Here is a 21,474-nt window from a genome sequence, read left to right as displayed (position 1 = left end):
CGCAGATTTGAATCCGCCTCGCGTAGATTATTAGCGATCTTTACGTTGTCGTGGCAGGCGACTGTTCGAAATACGCAGGCGGGGGAGCGCGCATTTGCGTCCCCCCCCCCCCCCGGTATACCTTACCCGTGTGCTGCAAACGGCAGTACGTTCGGTCGGCTCTCTCGCTCAAGATAATCGGCCCACCACTGCATCATCGTGCGTCGCCCCTCCAGATACTGTGCGTGATTGTAGGCGGCGCGCACGCCGTTGCCGTCGATATGTGCGAGTTGCCGCTCGATCCAGTCGGACGAGAATCCGTGTTCGTTGAGGATGGTTGATGCGAGCCCCCGGAAGCCGTGGCCCGTCATGCGTGAGTGATACCCCATGCGGTAGAGCGCGTAGAGCACCGTGTTCTCGCTCATGGGCTGGAGGCCGCGCCACGCGTGCGGAAATAGCCACCGGCCCCCGCCCGTAAGCTCCCGAAGCTCCTCGATGACCCCCAGAGTTTGCTGGGCAAGGGGGACAATGTGGGGGCGCGCCATCTTCATCTTGTCGGCAGGGATGCGCCACTCCGCCTTCTCAACGTCGATTTCCGTCCATTCAGCATGGCGTAATTCAATGGTGCGGACAAACGTGAGCGCCAGCAATTTGATAGCGAGGCGTGTCTCCTGCCGCCCCTGATACGCGTCGATCTTCCGCATCAGCCCGGGTAGCTCAGAGGCGTCAACGCGCGTCATGTTCTTTACTGGGCGAGTGCGCAAGGCTCCGCGAAGGTCGCCCGAAGGGTCGCGTTCGGCCCTACCTGTCATCACGGCATAGCGGAATATTTGGCCGCACGTCTGGAGCGTCTTCCGGGCGGTTTCCAGTGCTCCGCGTCCCTCGATGCGACGGATTATCGCCAGAAGGTCAGGGGAGGTGATTTCGCCAATCGGTCGGGAGCCCAGATGCGGGCAGACCTCCCGGTCAAGCTGCTTGCGGATGCGTTCAGCGTGATGCTCGCTCCAGCCGTCGCGCTTGTTCTCGATCCATTCGTCTGCGATCACGGAGAACAGATTGGCGGCCTGCAAGGTTTGCTGCCTCTTGGCTTCGGCCCGGTGCTTTGATGGGTCGATTCCATCAAGCAGTAACTTGCGTGCCGCGTCGCGTTTCTCGCGTGCTTCGCCCAGCGAGACGAGAGGATAGCCGCCGAAGCTGATTCGATTTTCTTTGCCGTTGAAGCGGTATTTGAGCCACCAAGTCTTCGAGCCGGTAGGCATCAACTGTAGGTAGAGCCCGCCGCCGTCGAACAGCTTGCGCTTGGTGTTGCCTTCCGGGTCGTATCGTGCGGATTTGCAGATCACGTCGGTCAGTCGGTTTGAAGCCATCATTCCCCCTCAGGTGAAATTCAGACCCCCAGACTTGCCACCACGTGACCCCGTTGCCCCCGGCTGAATCTGGGCAACGCTGGAAACAGAAAACCCCGCCGAGCTACGCTCTAGCGGGGTTTCTGGGCATTCCCAGCAATTGCTGGGAAGATATTTGGTGGCGAATCAGGGATTCGAACCCCGGACCTGCGGATTATGATTCCGTCGCTCTAACCGACTGAGCTAATTCGCCGAAGAAGATAATTATGCAGAGCCCTCCGGGCACTGTCAACCCCTGCCCAATAACTTTTCGCGAAGGCGATCCGGCCAGCCTGCCCGAGCCGCCCCGCGCGCCTCAATCCTGCGCGTAAATATTCGAGTCCTTGGTTTCCTTGAGGAACAGCATCCCGATCACGAAGGTCCCGAGTGCAATGATGATCGGATACCAGAGCCCAGAGTAGATATCGCCCTTGGCCGCCACGATCGCGAACGCGGTAGCCGGCAGGAACCCGCCAAACCACCCATTGCCGATGTGATAGGGCAGCGACATCGAGGTATAGCGTATCCGCGTGGGGAACATCTCCACGAGCATGGCCGCGATTGGCCCATACACCATCGTCACGAAGATCACGAGGATCGTCAGGATCACCACGGTCATCGGCCAGTTCAGCTGTGCCGGGTCCGCCTTGGCCGGGTATCCCGCCGCCTTCAGCGTGCCCGACAGCGTCTTTTCGAACGCCGCGCCTTTTTCCTTGGCGCCTTCGGCCTTGCCGTCAAACGTGTCGATCACGGTGTCGCCAACCTTGATCTGCGCGATCGTGCCTGCCGGCGCCGCCACGTTCGAGTAGTTCAGCCCCGCTTTCGACAGCGCGCTCTTGGCGATGTCACACGACGACGTGAACTTCGACGTGCCCACCGGGTTGAACTGGAACGAGCACTCGTCCGGGTTCGCGATCACGACGATCGGCGCGTGCTGCGTGGCGGCTTCGAGCGCGGGGTTCGCGAAGTGCGTGAGCGCCTTGAAGAGCGGGAAGTAGGTGAGCGCCGCGATCAGGCAGCCGGCCATGATGATAGGTTTGCGGCCGATCTTGTCCGAGAGCGAGCCGAAGAACAGGAAGAACGGCGTGCCGATCAACAGTGCCAGCGCGATCAGGATGTTGGCGCTTGAGCCGTCCACCTTGAGGGTCTGCGTGAGGAAGAACAGCGCGTAGAACTGGCCCGTGTACCAGACCACGGCCTGGCCGGCGGTCAGGCCGATCAGGGCGAGAATCACGATCTTCAGGTTTTTCCATTGGCCGAACGCTTCGGAGAGCGGTGCCTTCGACACCTTGCCCTCGGCCTTGATGCGCTTGAACGCCGGCGATTCGTCGAGCTGCAGGCGGATCCAGACGGAGACGGCGAGCAGCAGGATCGAAGCGACGAACGGAATGCGCCACGCCCATGCGGCGAACTGTTCTTCGCCCACGGACTGGCGCACGCCCAGAATCACGAGCAGCGAAAGGAACAGGCCGAGCGTCGCGGTGGTCTGGATCCACGCGGTGTAGAAGCCGCGGCGTCCGGCCGGCGCGTGCTCGGCCACGTAGGTCGCGGCGCCGCCGTACTCGCCGCCCAGCGCGAGGCCCTGCAGGAGGCGCATGGCGATGAAGATCACGGGCGAAGCGATGCCGATCGCGGCATAGCCGGGCAGGAAGCCGACCACGAAGGTCGAGAGACCCATGATCACGATGGTCACGAGGAACGTGTGCTTGCGGCCGACGAGGTCGCCCAGCCGCCCGAACACGATCGCGCCGAACGGGCGCACCGCGAAGCCGGCGGCGAAGCCGAGCAGGGTGAAGATGAAGCCCGCGGTGGGATTGACGCCGGAAAAGAAGCTCTTGCTGATGAAGGCCGCGAGCGAGCCGGCCAGATAGAAGTCGTACCACTCGAACACGGTGCCGAGCGACGACGCGAAGATCACGCGTTTTTCGTCGCTTGTCATCGGCGCGTGCGATAGCTGTCCGCCTACGGTTGCCATGTATGTCTCCAGTTTTGATATGTGTGGGGTCCGCCGGGCGAGGAGCATGCGGTCGACGGTCCTGCGGAGCATTATTGGAACGGAAACTTACGCGGTTCTGACGTGCGCTCAGGGTACGGGTAAGCGCGAAGTGAATGGGGTTCAATCACGCAAGTTTGCGCAATATGCTTTTATTTGTGCGCTATATTTCTTGATCGCCGGCTAATAAGCCGATTCGGCGAGAATCGATTCAAGATGGATAAGGGTAAGTCCCATCCTGAGCTTACTGACGCCGTTGGCTGAATTTGCCGACGCCGCCGGCTTACGCGGCGTCGCGAAGCCGCAGCGTTACGCGCACGAGCGTTCCCGCGAGCCGCGGTGACTGCTGGTAGACGTTGTCGTCGATGGTGAGCGTGCCGCCGTGCATCGTCGCGATTTCGCGGACGATGGCGAGGCCTAGCCCGCTGCCGTCGCCCTCGCGGCCGAGGATCCGGTAGAAGCGTTCGATCACGCGCTCGCGTTCGGCGGCCGGAATGCCGAGGCCCGTATCCTCGACTTCCAGGTGCACGAGACGCGCATCCGGCTCCGGGCGCACGCGCACGGTGATCCGTCCGCCCGGCGGCGCGTAGCGGATGGCGTTGTCGATGAGGTTCGAAAGCATTTCGCGCAGCATCACCGGGTTGCCGTCGACTTCCAGCGCCGCGCTGTCCTCTTCGTCGTCGGCGCCGTGCGGCCCTTCGTAGCCAAGATCCATCCGCTTCGCGAGGGCCGGCTGGACCCAGTCGCGCACGGCATGGCGCGCGACTTCGGCCGTGTCGACGGGCGTGAAGATCTGCCCCGACATGCGGTTCTCCGCGCGCGCAAGCACCAGCAGCTGCGTGACGAGCCGCGCGGCATGTTCGGAGCTGGTCGCGATCTGCTCGAGCGAGCGGTGGACCTCGGGCGAGACGTCCTGGCGCAGCGCCAGTTCGGCCTGGGTCCGCAGGCCCGCGAGCGGGGTCTTCATCTGATGGGCCGCGTCGGCGATAAAGCGCTTCTGCAGTTCCATGTTCTGTTCGAGGCGCGTCAGCAGATCGTTGAAGGACGTGACGAGCGGTTCGATCTCGGGCGGCGCGCGGCGCGCCTCCAGCGGCGAGAGGTCGTCGGGCCGGCGCATGCGGATATTCGACTGCAGCGCGTGCAGCGGCGCGAGCCCCCGCGAGAGCCCGAACCACACGAGCACGATCGCGAGCGGCAGAATCACGAACTGCGGCAGGATCACGCCTTTGATGATGTCGTTGGCGAGCTGGCGGCGCTTGTCGAGTGTCTCCGCCACCTGCACGAGCACTGGTTGCGCCTTGCCCGACTGCGGCAGCGCCACCGTCGTATAGGCGACGCGGATGTCGATGCCGTGCAGCGTGTCGTCACGGAATTCGACGAGGCCCGGCGGCGGGCGGTCGTCCTCGTGCGGCAGCGGCATGTCGCGGTCGCCGGCCACGAGTTCGCCGCGGCCGCCCAGCACCTGATAGAACGTGCGGTCGATGTTGTCGGCGCCGATCAGCTCGCTCGCCGCGGCGGGCAGCGACAGTTCGGCCACGCCGTTGACCGGCTGGATATGGCGTGCGAGCACGTAGGCATCGGTTTCCAGCGCGCGGTCGAAGGGGCCGTTCGCGATCGATTTCGCCACCAGATAGGTCACGGCGATGCTCATCGGCCAGAGCAGCAGGAGCGGCGCGAGCATCCAGTCGAGGATCTCGCCGAAGAGCGAGCGGGGCCGCGTCTGCGCCGCGGCTTCGGTTTCGTCGGGCGGGGCGAACGGGTTCGCGTAGCGGGCGTCGCGCGCGTTGTCGTCGAGGGTGTCGGCTGGCGGCGCGGAGCGCGCGGCGTGAGCGGGCTCGGCCATCTTCCCGCCCGGTTATTTGAAGTAATGGCTGGCCGGCATGGCCGGCGGCGCGGTGGTCGCGGTGACTGCCGTGACGTTTGGTGCGCCCTGCTCCTTCTCGAGGCAATAGCCCAGCCCGCGCACGGTCACGATGCGCACGCCGCCCGCTTCGAGCTTCTTGCGCAGCCGGTGCACATAAACTTCGATGGCGTTGTTGCTGACCTCCTCGCCCCATTCGCAGAGGTGGTCGACAAGCTGTTCCTTGGAGACGAGCCGCCCAAGCCGCTGCAGCAGCACTTCGAGCAGGCCCAGCTCGCGCGCCGAGAGGTCGATCACCTGGTCGTTGATGCGCGCCACCCGGCCGATCTGGTCGAAGGAGAGGGCGCCGTGGCGCACGACCGTCGGGCCGCCGCCCGCGCCGCGCCGCGTGAGCGCACGCACGCGCGCCTCCAGCTCATTGAGCGCGAAGGGCTTGGCCATGTAATCGTCGGCGCCGAGGTCGAGGCCCTTGACGCGCTCGTCCACGCTGTCGGCGGCGGTGAGAATCAGCACCGGAAGGTTCGAGTTGCGCGCGCGCAGGCGGCGCAGCACTTCGAGCCCCGACATTTTCGGCAGGCCGAGATCGAGGATCAGCAGGTCGAAGGTTTGCATGGAGAGGGCGGTGTCGGCGTCCGCGCCGCTCCTCACGTGATCAACGGCATAGCCCGATTGGCGGAGTGATCGAACGAGACCATCCGCGAGTATGCTGTCATCTTCGGCAATGAGAATTCGCATGGTGCGCCGGCGCCTTCGCCAGGTCTCCAGGCCCGCGCCGGGCTTGCGCGGCGCGTGGCGGTCTCCCGAAATTTCGCGGTTTTTGGCGAGCCTGGGGCTTGCTAAAACCACTGTTTTTTTATACAGTGTCTGCGTTCGTGCGCATAAGCCGACATGGGGCTCGCGCATCGTCACGAGACGCCGTTCATCATAGCAAAGGACGATTCATGGAAGATAGCAAGAAAGGCTCGGCTGGGCTGACTGCTGAAAAGAGCAAGGCGCTGGCCGCCGCGCTCGCGCAGATCGAAAAGCAGTTCGGCAAGGGGTCGATCATGCGACTCGGCGATGGTGAGGCGGTCGAGAACATCCAGGTGGTTTCCACCGGCTCGCTCGGCCTCGACATCGCGCTCGGCGTGGGTGGCCTGCCGCGCGGCCGCGTGGTCGAGATCTACGGTCCGGAATCGTCGGGTAAAACCACGCTCACGCTCCAGGTGATCGCCGAACTGCAGAAGATCGGCGGCACGGCGGCGTTCATCGACGCGGAACACGCGCTCGACGTGCAGTACGCCTCGAAGCTCGGCGTGAACGTGCCGGAACTGCTTATTTCGCAGCCGGACACGGGCGAGCAGGCGCTCGAAATTGCCGACGCGCTCGTGCGCTCGGGCTCGATCGACATGATCGTGATCGACTCGGTCGCGGCGCTCGTGCCGAAGGCCGAAATCGAAGGCGAAATGGGCGACTCGCTGCCGGGTCTGCAGGCGCGCCTGATGTCGCAGGCGCTGCGCAAGCTCACCGGCACGATCAAGAAGACGAACTGCATGGTGATCTTCATCAACCAGATTCGCATGAAGATTGGCGTGATGTTCGGCAACCCGGAAACCACCACGGGCGGCAACGCGCTCAAGTTCTACGCGTCGGTGCGTCTGGACATTCGCCGTATCGGCTCGATCAAGAAGAACGACGAAGTGATCGGCAGCGAAACGCGCGTGAAGGTGGTGAAGAACAAGGTCTCGCCGCCGTTCCGCGAAGCCGTGTTCGACATCCTGTACGGCGAAGGCATTTCGCGCCAGGGCGAAATCATCGATCTCGGCGTGCAGGCCAAGATCGTCGACAAGGCCGGTGCGTGGTACAGCTATAACGGCGAGCGCATCGGCCAGGGCAAGGACAACGCGCGCGAATTCCTGCGCGAAAATGCCGACATTGCGCGCGAGATCGAAAACCGCATTCGCGAATCGCTTGGCGTGAGCGCGATGCCGGCCGGCGTCAACGATTCCGACGAAGTCGAAATCGCGGACGAAGAAGAGTAATCCGTCGTGATCCGCAAGGGCAGGTCCGCATCGGCGCCACCGGCGCCAACCGAAGCGGGCCGCCCGCGGGATCCGCATGCGCCAGGCGGTCCGCTCGAGTCTTTCGAGCAAGCTGGCGCACTCCGTAGTTCATCTGGTAGTTCATCCGGTAGTCCGTCCGGTAATCTCTCCGATAATCCGCTCGATGCGCAGTTTGGCGGACCTTTCGGTGCCCCTTTCGATGAGTTCGAGTCGTCGTTCGGGGCCTTCGAGTCGACCGACGATGCAGCGCAGGCGGACCGCTTCGAACGCACGTCGAGTACACGCACCGCTCGTTCGGCCGCGAGGGGCAGCGAGCCCGCTACCTCCGCCACCCGGTTCGAGCGCACCTCCGAATCGCGCAAGCAACGCACGCCTGCCGAGCGCTCAGGCGGCGCCCCCGCCGCGTCCCAGCGCTCCGGCCCTTCGCTCAAGGGCCGCGCGCTTGCTTACCTCTCGCGCCGCGAGTACAGCCGCGCCGAACTCTCGCGCAAGCTGATGCCGTACACGGACAACGCCGACGAACTCGAGGCCCTGCTCGATTCGCTCGTCCGCGAGGGCTGGCTCTCCGACGCGCGCTTTGCCGAAAGCATCATTCACCGTCGCGCCTCACGTCTTGGCGCCACGCGCATCGTCGGCGAACTCAAGCGCCACGCCGTGGGCGATACGCTTATCGAGGAGGTGAGTGCGCAGTTGCGCGAGACCGAACTTGCCCGCGCCCGCGCCGTCTGGCAGAAGAAGTACGGCACGCTGCCCGAAACACCCGCCGAACGCGCACGGCAGGCTCGCTTTCTCGCCGCGCGCGGCTTTTCGATGGCGATCATCGGCAAGATCCTGAAAGGCATCGAGGACGATTGGTCCGAAAGCTGAGGCTGCAAGGATCCCGTAAGTCCCTGAGCGGCCTGCGTGTTCGGGGCAGTCTCAAATACCCGGTATGCTAAAATCCAGAGGTTTTCCCATCCGGTCTTAGCCTTAGCATGCCGCTTTCCCCGCCCGTGCCCCGCCAGCTGCGCCACCAGCGTGCAATCCGGGCGGTCGCCTATGAGCGCGAAGACGGCTTGTGGGACATCGACGCGTGTCTGACCGATCACAAGCCACGCGACGTGCCGCTCGCCGCCGGTGTCCGGCCCGAAGGTCTGCCGATCCATGAACTCTGGCTCCGCATCACGATCGATCGCAAGCTCAACGTCGTCGACGCCGAAGCGTCGTCCGACTGGGTGCCCTACGACGGTCAGTGCCAGAACGCCAATCCCGCCTATCGTGCCCTCATCGGGCTCAATCTCCTCCAGAATTTCCGCCGCGAAGCGGGCCGGCGACTCGCCGGCACGGCTGGCTGCACGCATCTCACCGAGATGCTGGGCGTGCTGCCGACCGCTGCGGTGCAGGCGTTCGTCGGAGAGGTCTGGCGTGCCGGGGACGAATCGAAGGACGAAGGGAAGCGCGAAAACGCGGGACCGGAAATCGGCAAGACGGCCGACGGCGACGCCGTCGGCGAGAAGCCGCCTTTCCAGCTAGGCCGCTGCCATGCGCTGCGGTTCGACGGCGAGGCGGTGAAGCAGTTTTATCCGCGCTGGTATGGCCATGTGCCGCGCTCCATAGAGCGCGGGGCGGACGCCGCCGGCGTGCGCGACGAAGGCCCGGGCCGCGAGGGCAGGGCCGATGCCGTCACGCATGAATAACAACAGCGGAAACGAAGTTCACTCCAACTCTCAGACTGAAGGGAATCACGCATGAAGATTCACGAGTACCAGGGTAAGGAAATCCTGCGGAAATTCGGCGTCGCGGTGCCGCGCGGCAAGCCGGTGTTTTCGGTGGATGACGCGGTCAAGGCCGCTGAAGAGCTGGGCGGCCCGGTGTGGGTCGTCAAGGCGCAGATCCACGCTGGCGGCCGAGGCAAGGGCGGCGGCGTGAAGGTCGCGAAGTCGCTGGAGCAGGTCCGCGAATACGCGAACCAGATCCTCGGCATGCAGCTCGTCACGCACCAGACCGGTCCGGAAGGCCAGAAGGTCAACCGCCTGCTGATCGAAGAAGGCGCCGACATCAAGAAGGAACTGTATGTCGGCCTCGTGCTCGATCGCGTCTCGCAGAAGATCGTCGTGATGGCGTCGAGCGAAGGCGGCATGGACATCGAAGAAGTGGCCGAAAAGACGCCGGAAGCGATCCACAAGGTCGCCGTCGACCCGGTCACCGGTCTGAAGGACGCTGAAGCGGACGACCTGGCCCGCAAGATCGGCGTGCCGGAAGGCTCGATCCCGCAAGCGCGCGCCATCCTGCAAGGCCTGTACAAGGCGACGTGGGAAACCGATGCATCGCTGGCCGAAATCAACCCGCTGATCATCACCGGCGACGGCAAGGTCATCGCACTCGACGCGAAGTTCAACTTCGACGCGAACGCGCTGTTCCGCCACCCGGAAATCGTCGCTTACCGCGATCTGGACGAAGAAGATCCTGCTGAAGTCGAAGCCTCGAAGTTCGACCTCGCCTACATCTCGCTCGACGGCAACATCGGCTGTCTCGTGAACGGCGCAGGCCTCGCCATGGCGACGATGGACACCATCAAGCTGTTCGGCGGCGAGCCGGCCAACTTCCTCGACGTCGGCGGCGGCGCCACGACCGAGAAGGTCACGGAAGCGTTCAAGCTGATGCTGAAGAACCCGGGCCTGAAGGCGATTCTCGTGAACATCTTCGGCGGCATCATGCGCTGCGACGTGATCGCCGAAGGCGTGATCGCCGGTTCGAAGGCCGTGAACCTGGGCGTGCCGCTCGTCGTGCGCATGAAGGGCACGAACGAGGACCTCGGCAAGAAGATGCTGGCCGAATCGGGCCTGCCGATCATCTCGGCGGATAGCATGGAAGAAGCCGCGCAGAAGGTCGTTGCGGCTGCCGAAGGCAAGTAATTCTCACCGGTACGTATGGCGCGGCAGCGGCGCGACCGGCAGTGTGAAAACACGGCAGACGCGACGCGCGGCGCCAGGCAAACAGAGGTCAATACATGTCGATTCTGATCAACAAAGACACCAAGGTCATCACGCAGGGCATCACCGGCAAGACCGGTCAGTTCCACACGCGCGCCTGCCGTGAGTACGCCAACGGCCGCGAAGCATTCGTCGCGGGCGTGAACCCGAAGAAGGCCGGCGAGGACTTCGAAGGCATTCCCATCTACGCGAACGTGCGCGAAGCGAAGGAAGCGACCGGCGCGACCGTGTCGGTGATCTACGTGCCGCCCGCGGGCGCAGCCGCCGCGATCTGGGAAGCCGTCGAGGCCGACCTCGATCTCGCGATCTGCATCACGGAAGGCATTCCGGTTCGCGACATGCTGGAAGTGCGCGACCGCATGCGCCGCGAAAACCGCAAGACGCTGCTGCTCGGACCGAACTGCCCGGGCACGATCACGCCGGACGAGCTGAAGATCGGCATCATGCCGGGCCACATCCACAAGAAGGGCCGCATCGGCGTCGTGTCGCGTTCGGGCACGCTGACGTATGAAGCCGTGGGTCAACTGAGCGCGCTCGGCCTCGGCCAGTCGTCGGCTGTCGGTATCGGCGGCGACCCGATCAACGGTCTGAAGCACATCGACGTCATGAAGATGTTCAACGACGATCCGGATACGGACGCCGTGATCATGATCGGCGAGATCGGCGGTCCGGACGAAGCGAACGCCGCTTACTGGATCAAGGACAACATGAAGAAGCCGGTGGTTGGCTTTATCGCGGGCGTCACGGCGCCTCCGGGCAAGCGCATGGGCCACGCCGGCGCGCTGATCTCGGGCGGTGCGGACACGGCCGACGCGAAGCTGGAAATCATGGACGGCTGTGGCATCAAGGTGACGCGCAACCCGTCGGAAATGGGCCGTCTGCTGAAGTCGATCCTGTAATTTCGAGAATCGGTGGCACTCGCGCAGCACGTCGCGCGGGTGGCCAGCGTTTTTTTGATATGCTTGCGGAATCCTTTCACGAGGTTTCCGGACAAAAGCGAGGGAGCCAGTCATGGCCCCTCGCTTTTTTATTGGCTGCGTCCCCTGGCAGCTCCATTCTCACGGCCGCGCCGTCGCCTTCATGCCCGAGTTCTTCGCGTCGCTCCATTGGGGCGCTGTGCTCCAGATCATCGTCATCGACATCCTGCTCGGCGGCGACAACGCCGTCGTGATCGCGCTCGCGTGCCGCGACCTGCCGGCGCAGCAGCGCCTGCGCGGCATCATCTGGGGCACGGCGGGCGCCATCGCGCTGCGGGTCGTGCTGATCGCGTTCGCGGTCGTGCTGCTCAATGTGCCCTTGCTGAAGTTCACGGGCGGCTTGCTGCTGCTGTGGATCGGCGTGCGCCTGCTCGCGCCCGCGCATCTCGAACACGCCAACGTGAAGCCCGCCGAGAAGCTGATCGGCGCGATCAAGACGATCATCGTCGCCGATGCGGTGATGAGCCTCGACAACGTCGTTGCGATTGCGGGCGCCGCCGAGGCAGCCGATCCCGCGCACCGGATCGGCCTCGTGATCTTCGGGCTGATGGTGAGCATTCCGCTCATCGTGTGGGGCAGCCAACTGGTGTTGCGGCTGCTGGACCGCTTTCCCGTCATCGTCACGCTGGGCGCCGCGCTGCTCGGCTGGATCGCCGGCGGGCTGATCGTCAACGATCCGGCCGGCGACCGCTGGCCGCTGCTCGATACGCCGCTCGCCGAATACGGTATGTGCGTGGCGGGCGCCGTGTTCGTTGTGGCAGTGGGGCTTGCGTTGAGGCGCCGCAACGCACGTCGCTCGGAGGTTGCCGATTCGCACTGATGCACGGCGATTCTCATGGTCTGGGCGCAGTCTGCGCGGCATCCAGGCCATTCGGCCGACTGCCCGGCGGCTTGACCCGCCGATACGATCAAAACGCCTGTTCACGGCCGTGAGCAGGCGTTTCTTGTTTCAGGAGCCCTGATGATGATCGTATCCGTACTCGCTGCGAGCCCGCCCGCAGCCCTTGCCGCGCTCGCGCGCTGGTTCTTGCGCCATGCGTCGTCGCGCGCCGCCACGCTGGCTTCGGCCAGGTTCGCCCGATTTGCGCGCCGTGTCGTGGTCCAAGGCTTCACGCTGATCGAGCTGATGATCGTGCTGGCCATCGTCGGCGTGATCGCCGCCTATGCCATACCTGCTTATCAGGACTATCTTGCGCGCAGTCGCGTCGGCGAGGGGCTTTCGCTTGCCTCGTCGGCACGGCTCGCGGTCGCGGAAAACGCGGCGAGCGGCAACGCGTTCTCGGCCGGATTCTCCTCGCCGCCGGCCACGCGCAATGTCGAATCGGTGCAGGTCGACGACACCACGGGGCAGATCACGGTCGCCTTCACGACGCGCGTCGCGCCTGCCGGAAGCAATACGCTCGTACTCGTGCCCTCGATACCCGACAATGCGGAAGCTCCCACTGCCCGCGTCGCGCTCTCGCAAGGCAGCGTCCAGTCGGGCACGGTTACGTGGGAGTGCTTCGCCGCCGGCAAGACGGCTTCGTCGCTGGGCGCACCGGGCTCCGGTCCGGCACCGGCCGAAGCTGCCACGCTGCCTTCGAATCTCGCGCCGCCGGAGTGCCGGGCGTGACGAGATTTGATGCGCGAAGGTGTTTGCGCAGGTAACGAGAGCGTGGCCGTGCTATGACGCGCGGTCCGCCTCCCCGGATTCGCGCCGTCGTCGCGCAAAGGCGGCGGCGCGTCTTGACGGCCTGCTGGCCAGAGGAGGGTGCACGCGCAAGTGAACTCAAATCGGCATGCGCAAGACGCAGTAACCGCCACGGTCCGCAAATCGTGCCGAAAGTCTTGTATAGTGCGCCGGTCTCTGATGCCCCCGCTTACCCATGCCTTCCACTTTTGCGCGCTATCTTACGTTCTTCTTGCTGGCCGTTGCGTTGACGCTTCCCTACGCGGTCGTCGCTCACACGTATCCCATCCCGACGTTCTATGCCGAATACGTAGCGCTGGCGCTCTGGCTGCTGGTCGGCGCGTCCGTGGTGCTGCTCGCGTTCTCCGCGCGGTCGGCGGTCGAATTCGCCACGCCCACGGTCGGGCTCGTGCCGCTCGCCTTCGGTCTGCTGCTGGTTGCGCAGACCCTCATCCTGCCGGTGGCGCAGCCGTCGATGAACTGGCTCGGCGCCGGCTATCTGCTCGCGGCCCTGATGGCCACGCATGCGGGTTACGGCATCGCGCGCGCGCGCCAGACCGAGACCGCGATGGTCTGGGCCGCTGCTGCGCTGATGGTCGGCGGCGCGTTCGCGGTGTTCTGCCAGATCATCCAGCTCTTTCATCTCGAAACGAAGGTCACGCCGCTTGTCGTGGCGTATAACGTGACGTTCGACCGGCGGCCGTTCGGCAATATGGCGCAAGCCAACCACCTCGCGACGTATATCGCGTTCGCGATGGCAGCCGGACTCTTTCTCGTGCAGACGCGCCGCTTGCCGCTCGCGATCTGGGCCGTGCTCTCCGCCGTCTACGCGGGCGGCCTCGCGCTCACGGTTTCGCGCGGTCCCTGGCTGCAGATCGCCGTCATCGTCGTCGCGGGTCTCTGGATTGCGCTTGCGCTCGCGCGCCATGACGGCGCGCAGGCAGGCGGCCGGCGCGGCGCGCGAAACTGGCTCCTGCCTATCGTGCTGCTGCTGATCTTTATCGGCGTCAATGCGTTCGTGCGCTGGGCCAACGTTCACTACGACCTGCAACTCGACCAGTCCGCCGCCGACCGCTTCAAGGACGCCGGCCAGATCGCGCCGCGCATCGCCCTCTGGCGCTATGGCCTGACGATGTTCAAGACGCATCCGATCCTCGGCGTCGGCTGGGGCGACTTCCCGGTCCATCAGTTCGAGCTCGTGCGCTCGCTGGGCGGCGTGGAGATCGCCAACAACTCGCATGACGTCTTTATCGACCTGCTCGCCAAGACCGGCGTGATCGGCTGCGGCATCGTCCTGTTGGGTCTCGTGGCGTGGTTCGTGCGCGCGCTGCGCGTGCCCCATACGCCCGAGCGCGTGTTCGGCTTCATGCTGATCGGCGTGCTGGCCATGCATGCGCTCGTCGAATATCCGCAGCAGTACATGTTCTTCCTGCTGCCCGCGATGTTCGTGTTCGGCGTGCTCGAAACGCGTCCGCTGCGCTTCGTGCCGCCTCGCCTGTCGTTCGGCGCGTTCGCTGTGGTGGTGTTCGGCGGCCTCGCCGCGCTTTATCCGGTCGTGCAGGACTATCACCGTGCTGAGGTGCTGTATTACGGCGAACGTCCGGCCCAGCAGTACAGCGAGGCTCCGTCGTTCCTGTTCAGCGCATGGGGCGACTACGGCATGGCCACGTTGCTGCCGATAGATGCAGCGAATCTCCCGGCGAAGCTCGCGGCGCATCGGCGTGCGATCGCGCTGCTGCCGGGCGAGACCGTGCTGCGACGCTATGCAGTCCTGCAGGCGCTGAACGGCGATACGGCCGGCGCGTTCGACACGGTTGCGCGTCTGAAGATTTTCGCGGCCGAGCTGCACGACTGGCCGACGCAGCAAGCCGCGCTTTACGGTTTGTGCGACGAGCAGCCTGCGCTGAAGGCCTTCAAGGCGCAACTCGTGAAGCAGTACGGCAATCCGCCGAAGCAGATCGACGAGGATGACGACGACGATTCCGACGATTGACAGGCGGGTGAGGCGGGGCGAGTGAGGCTGTGGGCGGGCCGGCTGCGGGACAGCCGGCCGAATCAAAGCTCGGAATACTTTGCGGCGCTTCCTCTTGCCTTGTCCGCCGGATAGCGTTGGGCATTGAGCTTCAGCTTTTCGGAAGCCGCATCGAGAAGATTGAATCCTGCCCGATGCGCGACCAGCAGGAGGTAGATGAACACATCGGCGCATTCGTGCCTGATGTTGCCGAGCCGCTTCGGGTCGCGAAGCAGGGCTTCGATCTCCGAATCGGTTTTCCACTGTATCGTCTCCAGCAGTTCTCCAGCCTCGATGCTGGTGGAGACGATCAGATTGCGCAGCGTATGGAATTGCTCCCAGTCGCGCTCGTCGCGAAATGCCAGTACCTGCCCGAGCAGCTCTTCGATCGTCATAGTTCCCTCCTGGTCGTATAACCCGGCGGTTCAGTTTTGCGCCACCCAATCCCCCGACTTCCCGCCGTGCTTCTCCATCACCTTCACGTCGGTGATGGTCATGCCGCGGTCCACGGCCTTGCACATGTCGTAGACCGTCAGCAGGCCCACCTGCACGGCGGTCAGCGCTTCCATCTCCACGCCGGTCCGGCCGAACGTTTCCACCTGCGCCGTGCAGTGCACGCCGGGCAGCGTCTCGTCGAGCGCGAAGTCCACCTTCACGCGCGTGATCGCGAGCGGATGGCAAAGCGGAATCAGGTCCGAAGTGCGCTTCGCGCCCTGGATGGCGGCGATGCGCGCGACGCCGATCACGTCGCCTTTTTTCGCCGCGCCGTTGCGGATCAGCGCGAACGTTTCGGGCAGCATGCGGATGGTTCCGCGCGCGACGGCAATGCGCCTGGTCTCGGCTTTGCCGCCGACGTCGACCATGTGCGCGTCGCCGGCCGCATCGAAATGAGTGAGTTCAGGCATGGTTGGCTCTCTGTTTAGTGAAGGCGCATATTCTGGCAGCGCTGCACGGCTTGACCGGCGCCTCGCGTCTTGCAGTCCGGTCCGAATCAAGTGGCCGCGGCTTCGCCCGCGGGACTCGCGATAAAGCCGAAGCGCGCGGGCACGTCCGCACGCCGGAGGGGCGCGATCGGCAGGGCGTTGGCGTCGGTACGCCACGTGAAGTTTCCGCTTTGGCCGTCGTCGGCGAGCGCGGCGTGGTCGGTGAACAGATCGAGATCGTGGTCGTGGAGCAGCGCCACGCGACCCGATCCGCTCGCCGCGCCCGCCGTGCCGGAAGCCGCCTCGGCAAACAGCACGCTGCCGGATTCGTCCACCCACACGCCACCCGGCGCGAACGGCCGGCCGGTCTGGTCCGCGAGCGCGAGCGCACCGCTCGCATCCGTTGCGAGCCGCACCACGAACGGCGTGTATTCCAATTCGACGTACACGCGCTGCGGCCCATTCTGGAAATACCACTGGCCGCGCGCGTCGCACTCGTAATTGCGGTTGATGAAGCCGATCAGCGCTTCGTGGCGGATCGCCGTGCCGGGCGCGCCGGCAGCCTGATCGGCTTCGTCGCGCAGGCGCCATTGGCCGCGCGCATCGAGGCGCAGCCAGCCGGTGCAGTGCGGCACGTCGGGCCAGCGCGCGAGCGCCTGTTTGACGATCTCATCCATGGGCGACAAAGCCCGACAGCCAGCCGGTCACGCGTTGCGAGAGCCAGCCGGAGCGGCCCGGAAACGGCCCGGTCATAAAGCCGACGTGCCCGCCCTGCGCGGGCTGTTCCAGCTCGACGGCGGCGCTCACCGCGTGGCGGCCGGGCAGCGCGTGGCCGGGCAGGAACGGATCGTTGCGCGCGTTGAGCACGAGCGTCGGCACGACGATTTCGGCGAGGCGCGGCTTGACCGTCGCCTGGGTCCAGTAGTCGTGCACGTCGCGAAAGCCGTGCAGCGGCGCCGTGACGACATTGTCGAACTCGCCCATCGTGCGGCTCGCGAGCACGGCGTCTTTGTCGAAGAGCCCCGGATATTGCTGGAGCTTCTGGAGCGCCTTCACTTTGAGCGTCTTGAGGAAGCTCTGCGTGTAGACCATGCCGAAGCCGTGCGAGAGCATCCTGCCGCCCGCGTGGACGTCGAGCGGCGCCGAGATCGCGGCGGCCGCGGCCACGATGGCCGCGTCCTCGCGCTGCTGCGCGAGCCAGTGCAGCAGGACGTTGCCGCCTAACGAGACGCCCGCCGCAACGAGCGGTCCGCCGTGGCGCGCGGCGAGGCGGCGCAGCATCCAGTCCAGTTCGCCGGCGTCGGCGAGATGGTAGAAGCGCGGCAGCAGGTTCAGCGGGCCGCTGCAGCTGCGAAAGTGCGGAATCACGGCGTGCCAGCCGAGTGCGGCGGCGGCCGCTGCCAGCGAGCGCGCATAGTGCGAACCCGAGCCGCCCTCCAGACCATGAAAGAGCACGAAAAGCGGGGCGTCGGGTGCGGGGCGCTCGCCTTGCGCGGGCTCGACCCAGTCGAGTTCGACGAAGTCGCCGTCGGGCGTGTCCCAGCGTTCGCGGCGGTACACGGGCAGCGGCGGCCGCGAGAAGAGGGCGGGGACGATGGTTTGCGCGTGAGCGCCGGGCAGCCAGAAGGGGGCGCGATAGGCGCCGGCCTGCGGCGCCTTGACGGTGCGCGCCACCGCGGCCGCCGGCGCGCGGAGGTCGGCGGGCCTGTCCTCGGTCGTACTCATGGCGGCGCTTCCGGGGGAATCAGTGCAGCGCGCCCTGGCCGTGGCGCAGCTTGGCGGAGAACTGGGTTGCCGCGTCGTCGGGCATGCGGCTCGCGTGGATGTGGGCGATGCGCCACTCGCCGCGCTCATGAACCATCACGTAGGTCGTGAAGACCATCGCGGGTATAGCCTTCGGATCGACCGGACGATGCGCTTCCACGATCGCATAGACCACCGTGCCGAGGCTGTCGTAGACGCGAATGTCGAGCGGCTCGATCGAGACCGGCGCTGCTTCGAGCTGCGCGGCGAGCCCCGCGCGAATGTTCGGCAGACCATGCAGATGCGAGCCGTCCGCGCAGATGCAGCTCACGAATTCCTCGTCGATCCACAAGCCCATCAAGCTGTCGATGTTGACTTCCGCGACGGCCTGGTAGTACGCGTTGAGGGTGTCCGCGGCGGCTTCGAAGATGTGGGCGAAACGTGGCATGGCTCGTTGGTCTGTTGCGCCGGAGCGCGGGTTGGCGAATCGACACTCGCGAATCGACACGGGATTTCGCTGCCGCGAGCATGCCGATATCGCGAGACACTCCTGTGACGCGAGCCTCGGGGGCGCGCCTAGCGCTGGCCGAGCAGCATGCCGCGCAGATCGCCGAATACCTGTTCCGGGCTCAGTTCGCGCAGACAGTTCAGATGCCCGAGCGGGCATTCGCGCTGGAAACACGGGCTGCAATCGAGATGCAGCCATTGTACCTTTGCGAGTTCCGACAAGGGCGGTGTGTGGCGCGGATCCGTCGAACCGTAGAGCGCGACGAGCGGGCGGCGCAGCGCGGCGGCGACGTGCATGAGGCCCGAGTCGTTGGTGACCACGGCGCTCGCCCGCGAGATCAGCGCGCAGGCTTCGCCGAGCGCCGTCTGGCCGCACAGGTTGCGCACGTTCGCAGCGCGGTCGGCGATGGCCTGCGCGAGCGGCGCATCCTTCGGCGAACCGAGCGCGATGATCTGCGCGTACGGGAACGACTGTCCCACCATCTGCGCGAGGGCCGCGAAGTGCTCGGGCGGCCAGCGCTTCGCGGGGCCGTACTCCGCGCCGGGGCAAAACACCAGCAGCGGCACGCGCGTGTCGAGGTGAAAGCGCGCCGAGACGCGCGAGGCCTCGTTCGGATCCGCTTCGAGACGCGGCATCGGCAGGTCGTCGGGCACGGTCGCGCCGGGCGCCCATGCGAGCGCGGCGTAGTGCTTGACCATCGGCGGCCGCTCGTCCTTCGGCGGATTCGCGTGGCGCACGTTCAGGAAGCCGTAGCGGTTCTCGCCCGTGTAGCCGACGCGCAGCGGAATGTTCGCGAGCCACGGAATCAGTGCGGACTTGAGGGAGTTCGGCAGCACGTAGGCGGCGTCGTAGCGCACCTCGCGCAAGTCGGCCGCCAGCTGCCAGCGGCGCAGGAGTTGCAGCTTGCCGTGGGCGAGGTCCGTGGCGTAGACGTCGCGGATCTCGGGCATGCGTTCGAGCACGGGCGCAACCCACGTGGGCGCGACTGCATCGATCGCCATGCGCGGATGCAGTTTTACGAGCCGCGAAAGGAGCGGCTGCGCCATCAGTGCGTCACCGATCCAGTTCGGTGCGATTACCAGCGCGCGGCGCATCGTGTGTCGGAGTCCGGGAATGACAGAGGTTCCGCGCGCGCTTTGGCGGGCAGGAACACGGTTAGCGGGGAAACGCGCCGTGAGGCGCGCAGGCGTTGGCGGCAAGCCGCCCGCGATTGTGCGGGCGGGGGCCGGCGAAACCAGGGCGTTGCCGTTCGCGTGCGGCGCGTCGGCCGGCGCGAGGCCTGCCGGCGCCGGCCGCGCTCAATGGCCGTGCACGACCTCGCCCTCGCGCAGCTTGTAGCGCGTGCTGCAGTACGGGCAGCGCGCTTCGCCGTGCGTCACGTCGATAAAGACGCGCGGATGGTTGCTCCAGCGCGGCATCGACGGATTCGGGCAATACGCCGGCAGATCCTTGGCCGAAAGTTCGACCAGCGGCATTTCCTTGATTTCGCTCATGAGGACAATTCTCGTAATGCGCTTTGTTGAGCCATGACACCGCGAAGGTCATGAAACCCGCGGCCGGCGAAGGGCGTATTTTAGCGTCATTTGGCGTCGGCACGGGCGCTTGCGGGTGTTTTTGTTGCGATGCACAATTCCGTGACAGAAATGCCGGAGCCCAGCGGCCGCCGCCCAAATACGGGACATTCGCGCGAGCACGCCTCTGATCGCCCTGCCTATCGGCTAAAATACCGATCTCGCAATTCGATGCCGGCGTCTGTCAGGTAACGAGCAGCGACCCGAGACAGCGTCAGACCGGATCCCGCGCCGTGCAGACTGAGTGCCACCCCGCCACCTGGGCAGGCGCCTCGCATCGTGTTGCCACCGCCTTCCCACCATCACGCACAGTCAAGTCCATGAACAAGGTTCTGCGTCTCTCCGATCTGATCTCCGAAGGCAAACTCAACGGCAAGCGGGTGTTCATCCGCGCCGACCTGAACGTGCCGCAGGACGATCAGGGCAACATCACCGAAGACACCCGCGTCCGCGCCTCCGTGCCGGCCATCAAGGCCGCGCTCGACGCCGGCGCCGCCGTCATGGTTACGTCGCACCTCGGCCGCCCGACCGAAGGCGAGTTCAAGCCCGAAGACTCGCTCGCGCCCGTCGCGAAGCGCCTTTCGGAACTGCTTGGCCGCGAAGTGCCGCTCGTCGCGAACTGGGTCGAGAACGGCGTGAACGTCGCGCCGGGCAACGTCGTGCTGCTCGAGAACTGCCGCATCAACAAGGGCGAGAAGAAGAACTCGGACGAACTCGCGCAGAAGATGGCGAAGCTCTGCGACATCTACGTGAACGACGCGTTCGGCACGGCGCACCGCGCCGAAGCCACGACTTACGGCATCGCGAAGTACGCGCCCATCGCCTGCGCGGGCCCGCTGCTCGCGGCTGAACTCGATGCGCTCGGCAAGGCGCTCGGCGCGCCGAAACGCCCGCTCGTGGCGATCGTCGCCGGCTCGAAGGTCTCGACCAAGCTTACGATCCTCGAGTCGCTCGCCGAGAAGGTCGACCAGCTGATCGTCGGCGGCGGCATTGCCAACACGTTCATGCTCGCGGCCGGTCTCAAGATCGGCAAGTCGCTCGCGGAAGCCGACCTCGTCGACCAGGCGAAGGCGATCATCGAAGCGGCGCGCGCGCGCGGCGCCTCGGTGCCGATCCCGAGCGACGTGGTGACCGCGAAGGAGTTCTCGCCGACCGCCAAGGCCGAGATCAAGGCCGTGGCCGACGTCGCCGACGACGACATGATCCTCGACATCGGCCCGCAGACCGCAAAAGCGCTGGCCTCGCAACTGCAGCAGGCCGGTACGATCGTGTGGAACGGCCCGGTGGGCGTGTTCGAGTTCGACCAGTTCGGCAACGGCACGAAGACGCTCGCGGACGCGATCGCCAGCTCCGGCGCGTTCTCGATCGCGGGCGGCGGCGACACGCTCGCGGCCATCGCGAAGTACGGCATTCACGACAAGGTCAGCTATATCTCCACAGGCGGCGGCGCTTTCCTCGAATTCCTCGAGGGCAAGAAGCTGCCGGCCGTGGAAGTGCTCGAAACGCGGGCGGCTGGCTAAGTGGCGCCGCGCGCCCCGGCGGCAAAGGCAGCCGCAAAACCGGCCCGTGCGCGCGCGAAGTCGCGCACGGCGGCGCTGACTGGCTCGGCGGGGCGCGAAGCGCGCCCGGCAGCGGGGATTGGCGCACGAGACTTGCTCGATGCGCCCGAAACGACTGCCGTAACGGAAGTCGAAGCGCAAGCAGAAACACTCGCTGTGTCGGCCAAGGCCGATGCGGCACCGTCCGAAGCGCCGGTGGCGGCGCGGGCGGACGCAGAATCCCCGGCGGCGGCCGCGGACGCGGCGCGCGAAGGCGCGCAGGCTGTCCGTGCGCACGCCGC

General features: G+C 65.7%; 20 protein-coding genes and 1 tRNA gene. 9 read left to right on the top strand and 12 right to left on the bottom strand.

Annotated features, from left to right (window positions below; translation table 11 throughout):
* Window positions 1-122: 122 nt before the first annotated feature.
* The 5 genes from BAC01S_RS07940 to BAC01S_RS07920 all read right to left on the bottom strand — a co-directional run bounded on the left by BAC01S_RS07940 (window position 123) and on the right by BAC01S_RS07920 (window position 5,953).
* On the bottom strand, window positions 123-1,346 hold the full coding sequence (locus BAC01S_RS07940; RefSeq protein WP_043201631.1) for a tyrosine-type recombinase/integrase: 1,224 nt from the start codon (window positions 1,344-1,346) through the stop codon (window positions 123-125).
* 155 nt (window positions 1,347-1,501) lie between these two features.
* Window positions 1,502-1,578: transfer RNA gene (locus tag BAC01S_RS07935), tRNA-Met, on the bottom strand.
* 102 nt (window positions 1,579-1,680) lie between these two features.
* On the bottom strand, window positions 1,681-3,339 hold the full coding sequence (locus tag BAC01S_RS07930; protein WP_027794278.1) for an MFS transporter: 1,659 nt from the start codon (window positions 3,337-3,339) through the stop codon (window positions 1,681-1,683).
* Window positions 3,340-3,640: 301 nt separating this feature from the next.
* Window positions 3,641-5,200 carry a sensor histidine kinase gene (locus BAC01S_RS07925; RefSeq protein WP_027794277.1) on the bottom strand — a complete coding sequence of 520 codons (1,560 nt, stop codon included), beginning with the start codon at window positions 5,198-5,200 and terminating at the stop codon, window positions 3,641-3,643.
* A 12-nt stretch (window positions 5,201-5,212) separates the two neighbouring features.
* Entirely contained in the window at window positions 5,213-5,953 is a 741-nt protein-coding gene (locus BAC01S_RS07920) for a response regulator transcription factor (RefSeq protein ID WP_027794276.1), read from the bottom strand.
* Between the two features lie 206 nt (window positions 5,954-6,159).
* Between BAC01S_RS07920 and recA the strand changes: the two genes are divergently transcribed.
* From recA to BAC01S_RS07880, 8 genes are all read left to right on the top strand, one after another.
* Window positions 6,160-7,239 carry a recombinase RecA gene (gene recA / locus BAC01S_RS07915; RefSeq protein ID WP_027794275.1) on the top strand — a complete coding sequence of 360 codons (1,080 nt, stop codon included), beginning with the start codon at window positions 6,160-6,162 and terminating at the stop codon, window positions 7,237-7,239.
* A gap of 6 nt (window positions 7,240-7,245) precedes the next feature.
* Window positions 7,246-8,127 (top strand): recombination regulator RecX, encoded by an 882-nt coding sequence (recX, locus tag BAC01S_RS07910; RefSeq protein ID WP_027794274.1) that lies wholly within the window; start codon window positions 7,246-7,248, stop codon window positions 8,125-8,127.
* Between the two features lie 107 nt (window positions 8,128-8,234).
* Window positions 8,235-8,936: a DUF2889 domain-containing protein gene (locus BAC01S_RS30630; protein ID WP_043201572.1), complete on the top strand. Its 702-nt coding sequence runs from the start codon at window positions 8,235-8,237 to the stop codon at window positions 8,934-8,936.
* A gap of 51 nt (window positions 8,937-8,987) precedes the next feature.
* Window positions 8,988-10,154 (top strand): ADP-forming succinate--CoA ligase subunit beta, encoded by a 1,167-nt coding sequence (gene sucC, locus BAC01S_RS07900; RefSeq protein ID WP_027794273.1) that lies wholly within the window; start codon window positions 8,988-8,990, stop codon window positions 10,152-10,154.
* Window positions 10,155-10,249: 95 nt separating this feature from the next.
* Window positions 10,250-11,131, top strand: coding sequence for a succinate--CoA ligase subunit alpha (gene sucD, locus BAC01S_RS07895; protein ID WP_027794272.1), 882 nt, complete (start codon window positions 10,250-10,252; stop codon window positions 11,129-11,131).
* A gap of 181 nt (window positions 11,132-11,312) precedes the next feature.
* A complete protein-coding gene (locus tag BAC01S_RS07890) occupies window positions 11,313-12,029 on the top strand; it encodes a TerC family protein (protein ID WP_027794271.1) in 717 nt (238 codons plus the stop codon).
* Window positions 12,030-12,170: 141 nt separating this feature from the next.
* A complete protein-coding gene (locus BAC01S_RS07885) occupies window positions 12,171-12,821 on the top strand; it encodes a pilin (protein ID WP_407667912.1) in 651 nt (216 codons plus the stop codon).
* A 253-nt stretch (window positions 12,822-13,074) separates the two neighbouring features.
* Window positions 13,075-14,871 (top strand): PglL family O-oligosaccharyltransferase, encoded by a 1,797-nt coding sequence (locus BAC01S_RS07880; protein WP_027794269.1) that lies wholly within the window; start codon window positions 13,075-13,077, stop codon window positions 14,869-14,871.
* A gap of 62 nt (window positions 14,872-14,933) precedes the next feature.
* Here BAC01S_RS07880 and BAC01S_RS07875 read toward each other — a convergent pair whose 3' ends face one another.
* From BAC01S_RS07875 to BAC01S_RS07845, 7 genes are all read right to left on the bottom strand, one after another.
* The gene (locus BAC01S_RS07875) at window positions 14,934-15,284 is read right to left on the bottom strand and encodes a nucleotide pyrophosphohydrolase (RefSeq protein ID WP_027794268.1); all 351 of its coding nucleotides are present in this window, start codon (window positions 15,282-15,284) and stop codon (window positions 14,934-14,936) included.
* 30 nt (window positions 15,285-15,314) lie between these two features.
* Window positions 15,315-15,794: a cyclic pyranopterin monophosphate synthase MoaC gene (gene moaC / locus BAC01S_RS07870; protein WP_027794267.1), complete on the bottom strand. Its 480-nt coding sequence runs from the start codon at window positions 15,792-15,794 to the stop codon at window positions 15,315-15,317.
* An 86-nt stretch (window positions 15,795-15,880) separates the two neighbouring features.
* Window positions 15,881-16,489, bottom strand: a complete 609-nt coding sequence (locus BAC01S_RS07865) for a DUF2946 family protein (RefSeq protein WP_027794266.1) — start codon at window positions 16,487-16,489, stop codon at window positions 15,881-15,883.
* Entirely contained in the window at window positions 16,482-17,537 is a 1,056-nt protein-coding gene (locus tag BAC01S_RS07860) for a YheT family hydrolase (protein ID WP_027794265.1), read from the bottom strand. Before BAC01S_RS07860 ends, BAC01S_RS07865 begins: the two co-directional genes overlap by 8 nt.
* A gap of 19 nt (window positions 17,538-17,556) precedes the next feature.
* The gene (locus BAC01S_RS07855) at window positions 17,557-18,003 is read right to left on the bottom strand and encodes a nuclear transport factor 2 family protein (protein ID WP_027794264.1); all 447 of its coding nucleotides are present in this window, start codon (window positions 18,001-18,003) and stop codon (window positions 17,557-17,559) included.
* A 128-nt stretch (window positions 18,004-18,131) separates the two neighbouring features.
* The gene (waaF, locus tag BAC01S_RS07850) at window positions 18,132-19,157 is read right to left on the bottom strand and encodes a lipopolysaccharide heptosyltransferase II (protein WP_027794263.1); all 1,026 of its coding nucleotides are present in this window, start codon (window positions 19,155-19,157) and stop codon (window positions 18,132-18,134) included.
* 204 nt (window positions 19,158-19,361) lie between these two features.
* Window positions 19,362-19,556 (bottom strand): zinc-finger domain-containing protein, encoded by a 195-nt coding sequence (locus BAC01S_RS07845; protein ID WP_027794262.1) that lies wholly within the window; start codon window positions 19,554-19,556, stop codon window positions 19,362-19,364.
* 398 nt (window positions 19,557-19,954) lie between these two features.
* Here BAC01S_RS07845 and BAC01S_RS07840 point away from each other — a divergent pair, with 398 nt between their 5' ends.
* On the top strand, window positions 19,955-21,154 hold the full coding sequence (locus BAC01S_RS07840) for a phosphoglycerate kinase (protein WP_027794261.1): 1,200 nt from the start codon (window positions 19,955-19,957) through the stop codon (window positions 21,152-21,154).
* Window positions 21,155-21,474: the final 320 nt, after the last annotated feature.

It is taken from the genome of Paraburkholderia acidipaludis NBRC 101816 (assembly GCF_000684975.1).
GTDB classification, from domain to species: Bacteria; Pseudomonadota; Gammaproteobacteria; order Burkholderiales; family Burkholderiaceae; genus Paraburkholderia; species Paraburkholderia acidipaludis.
The sequence above is the reverse complement of the archived record's forward strand: the minus strand, read 5'-3'. Positions and strand labels throughout refer to the sequence as shown.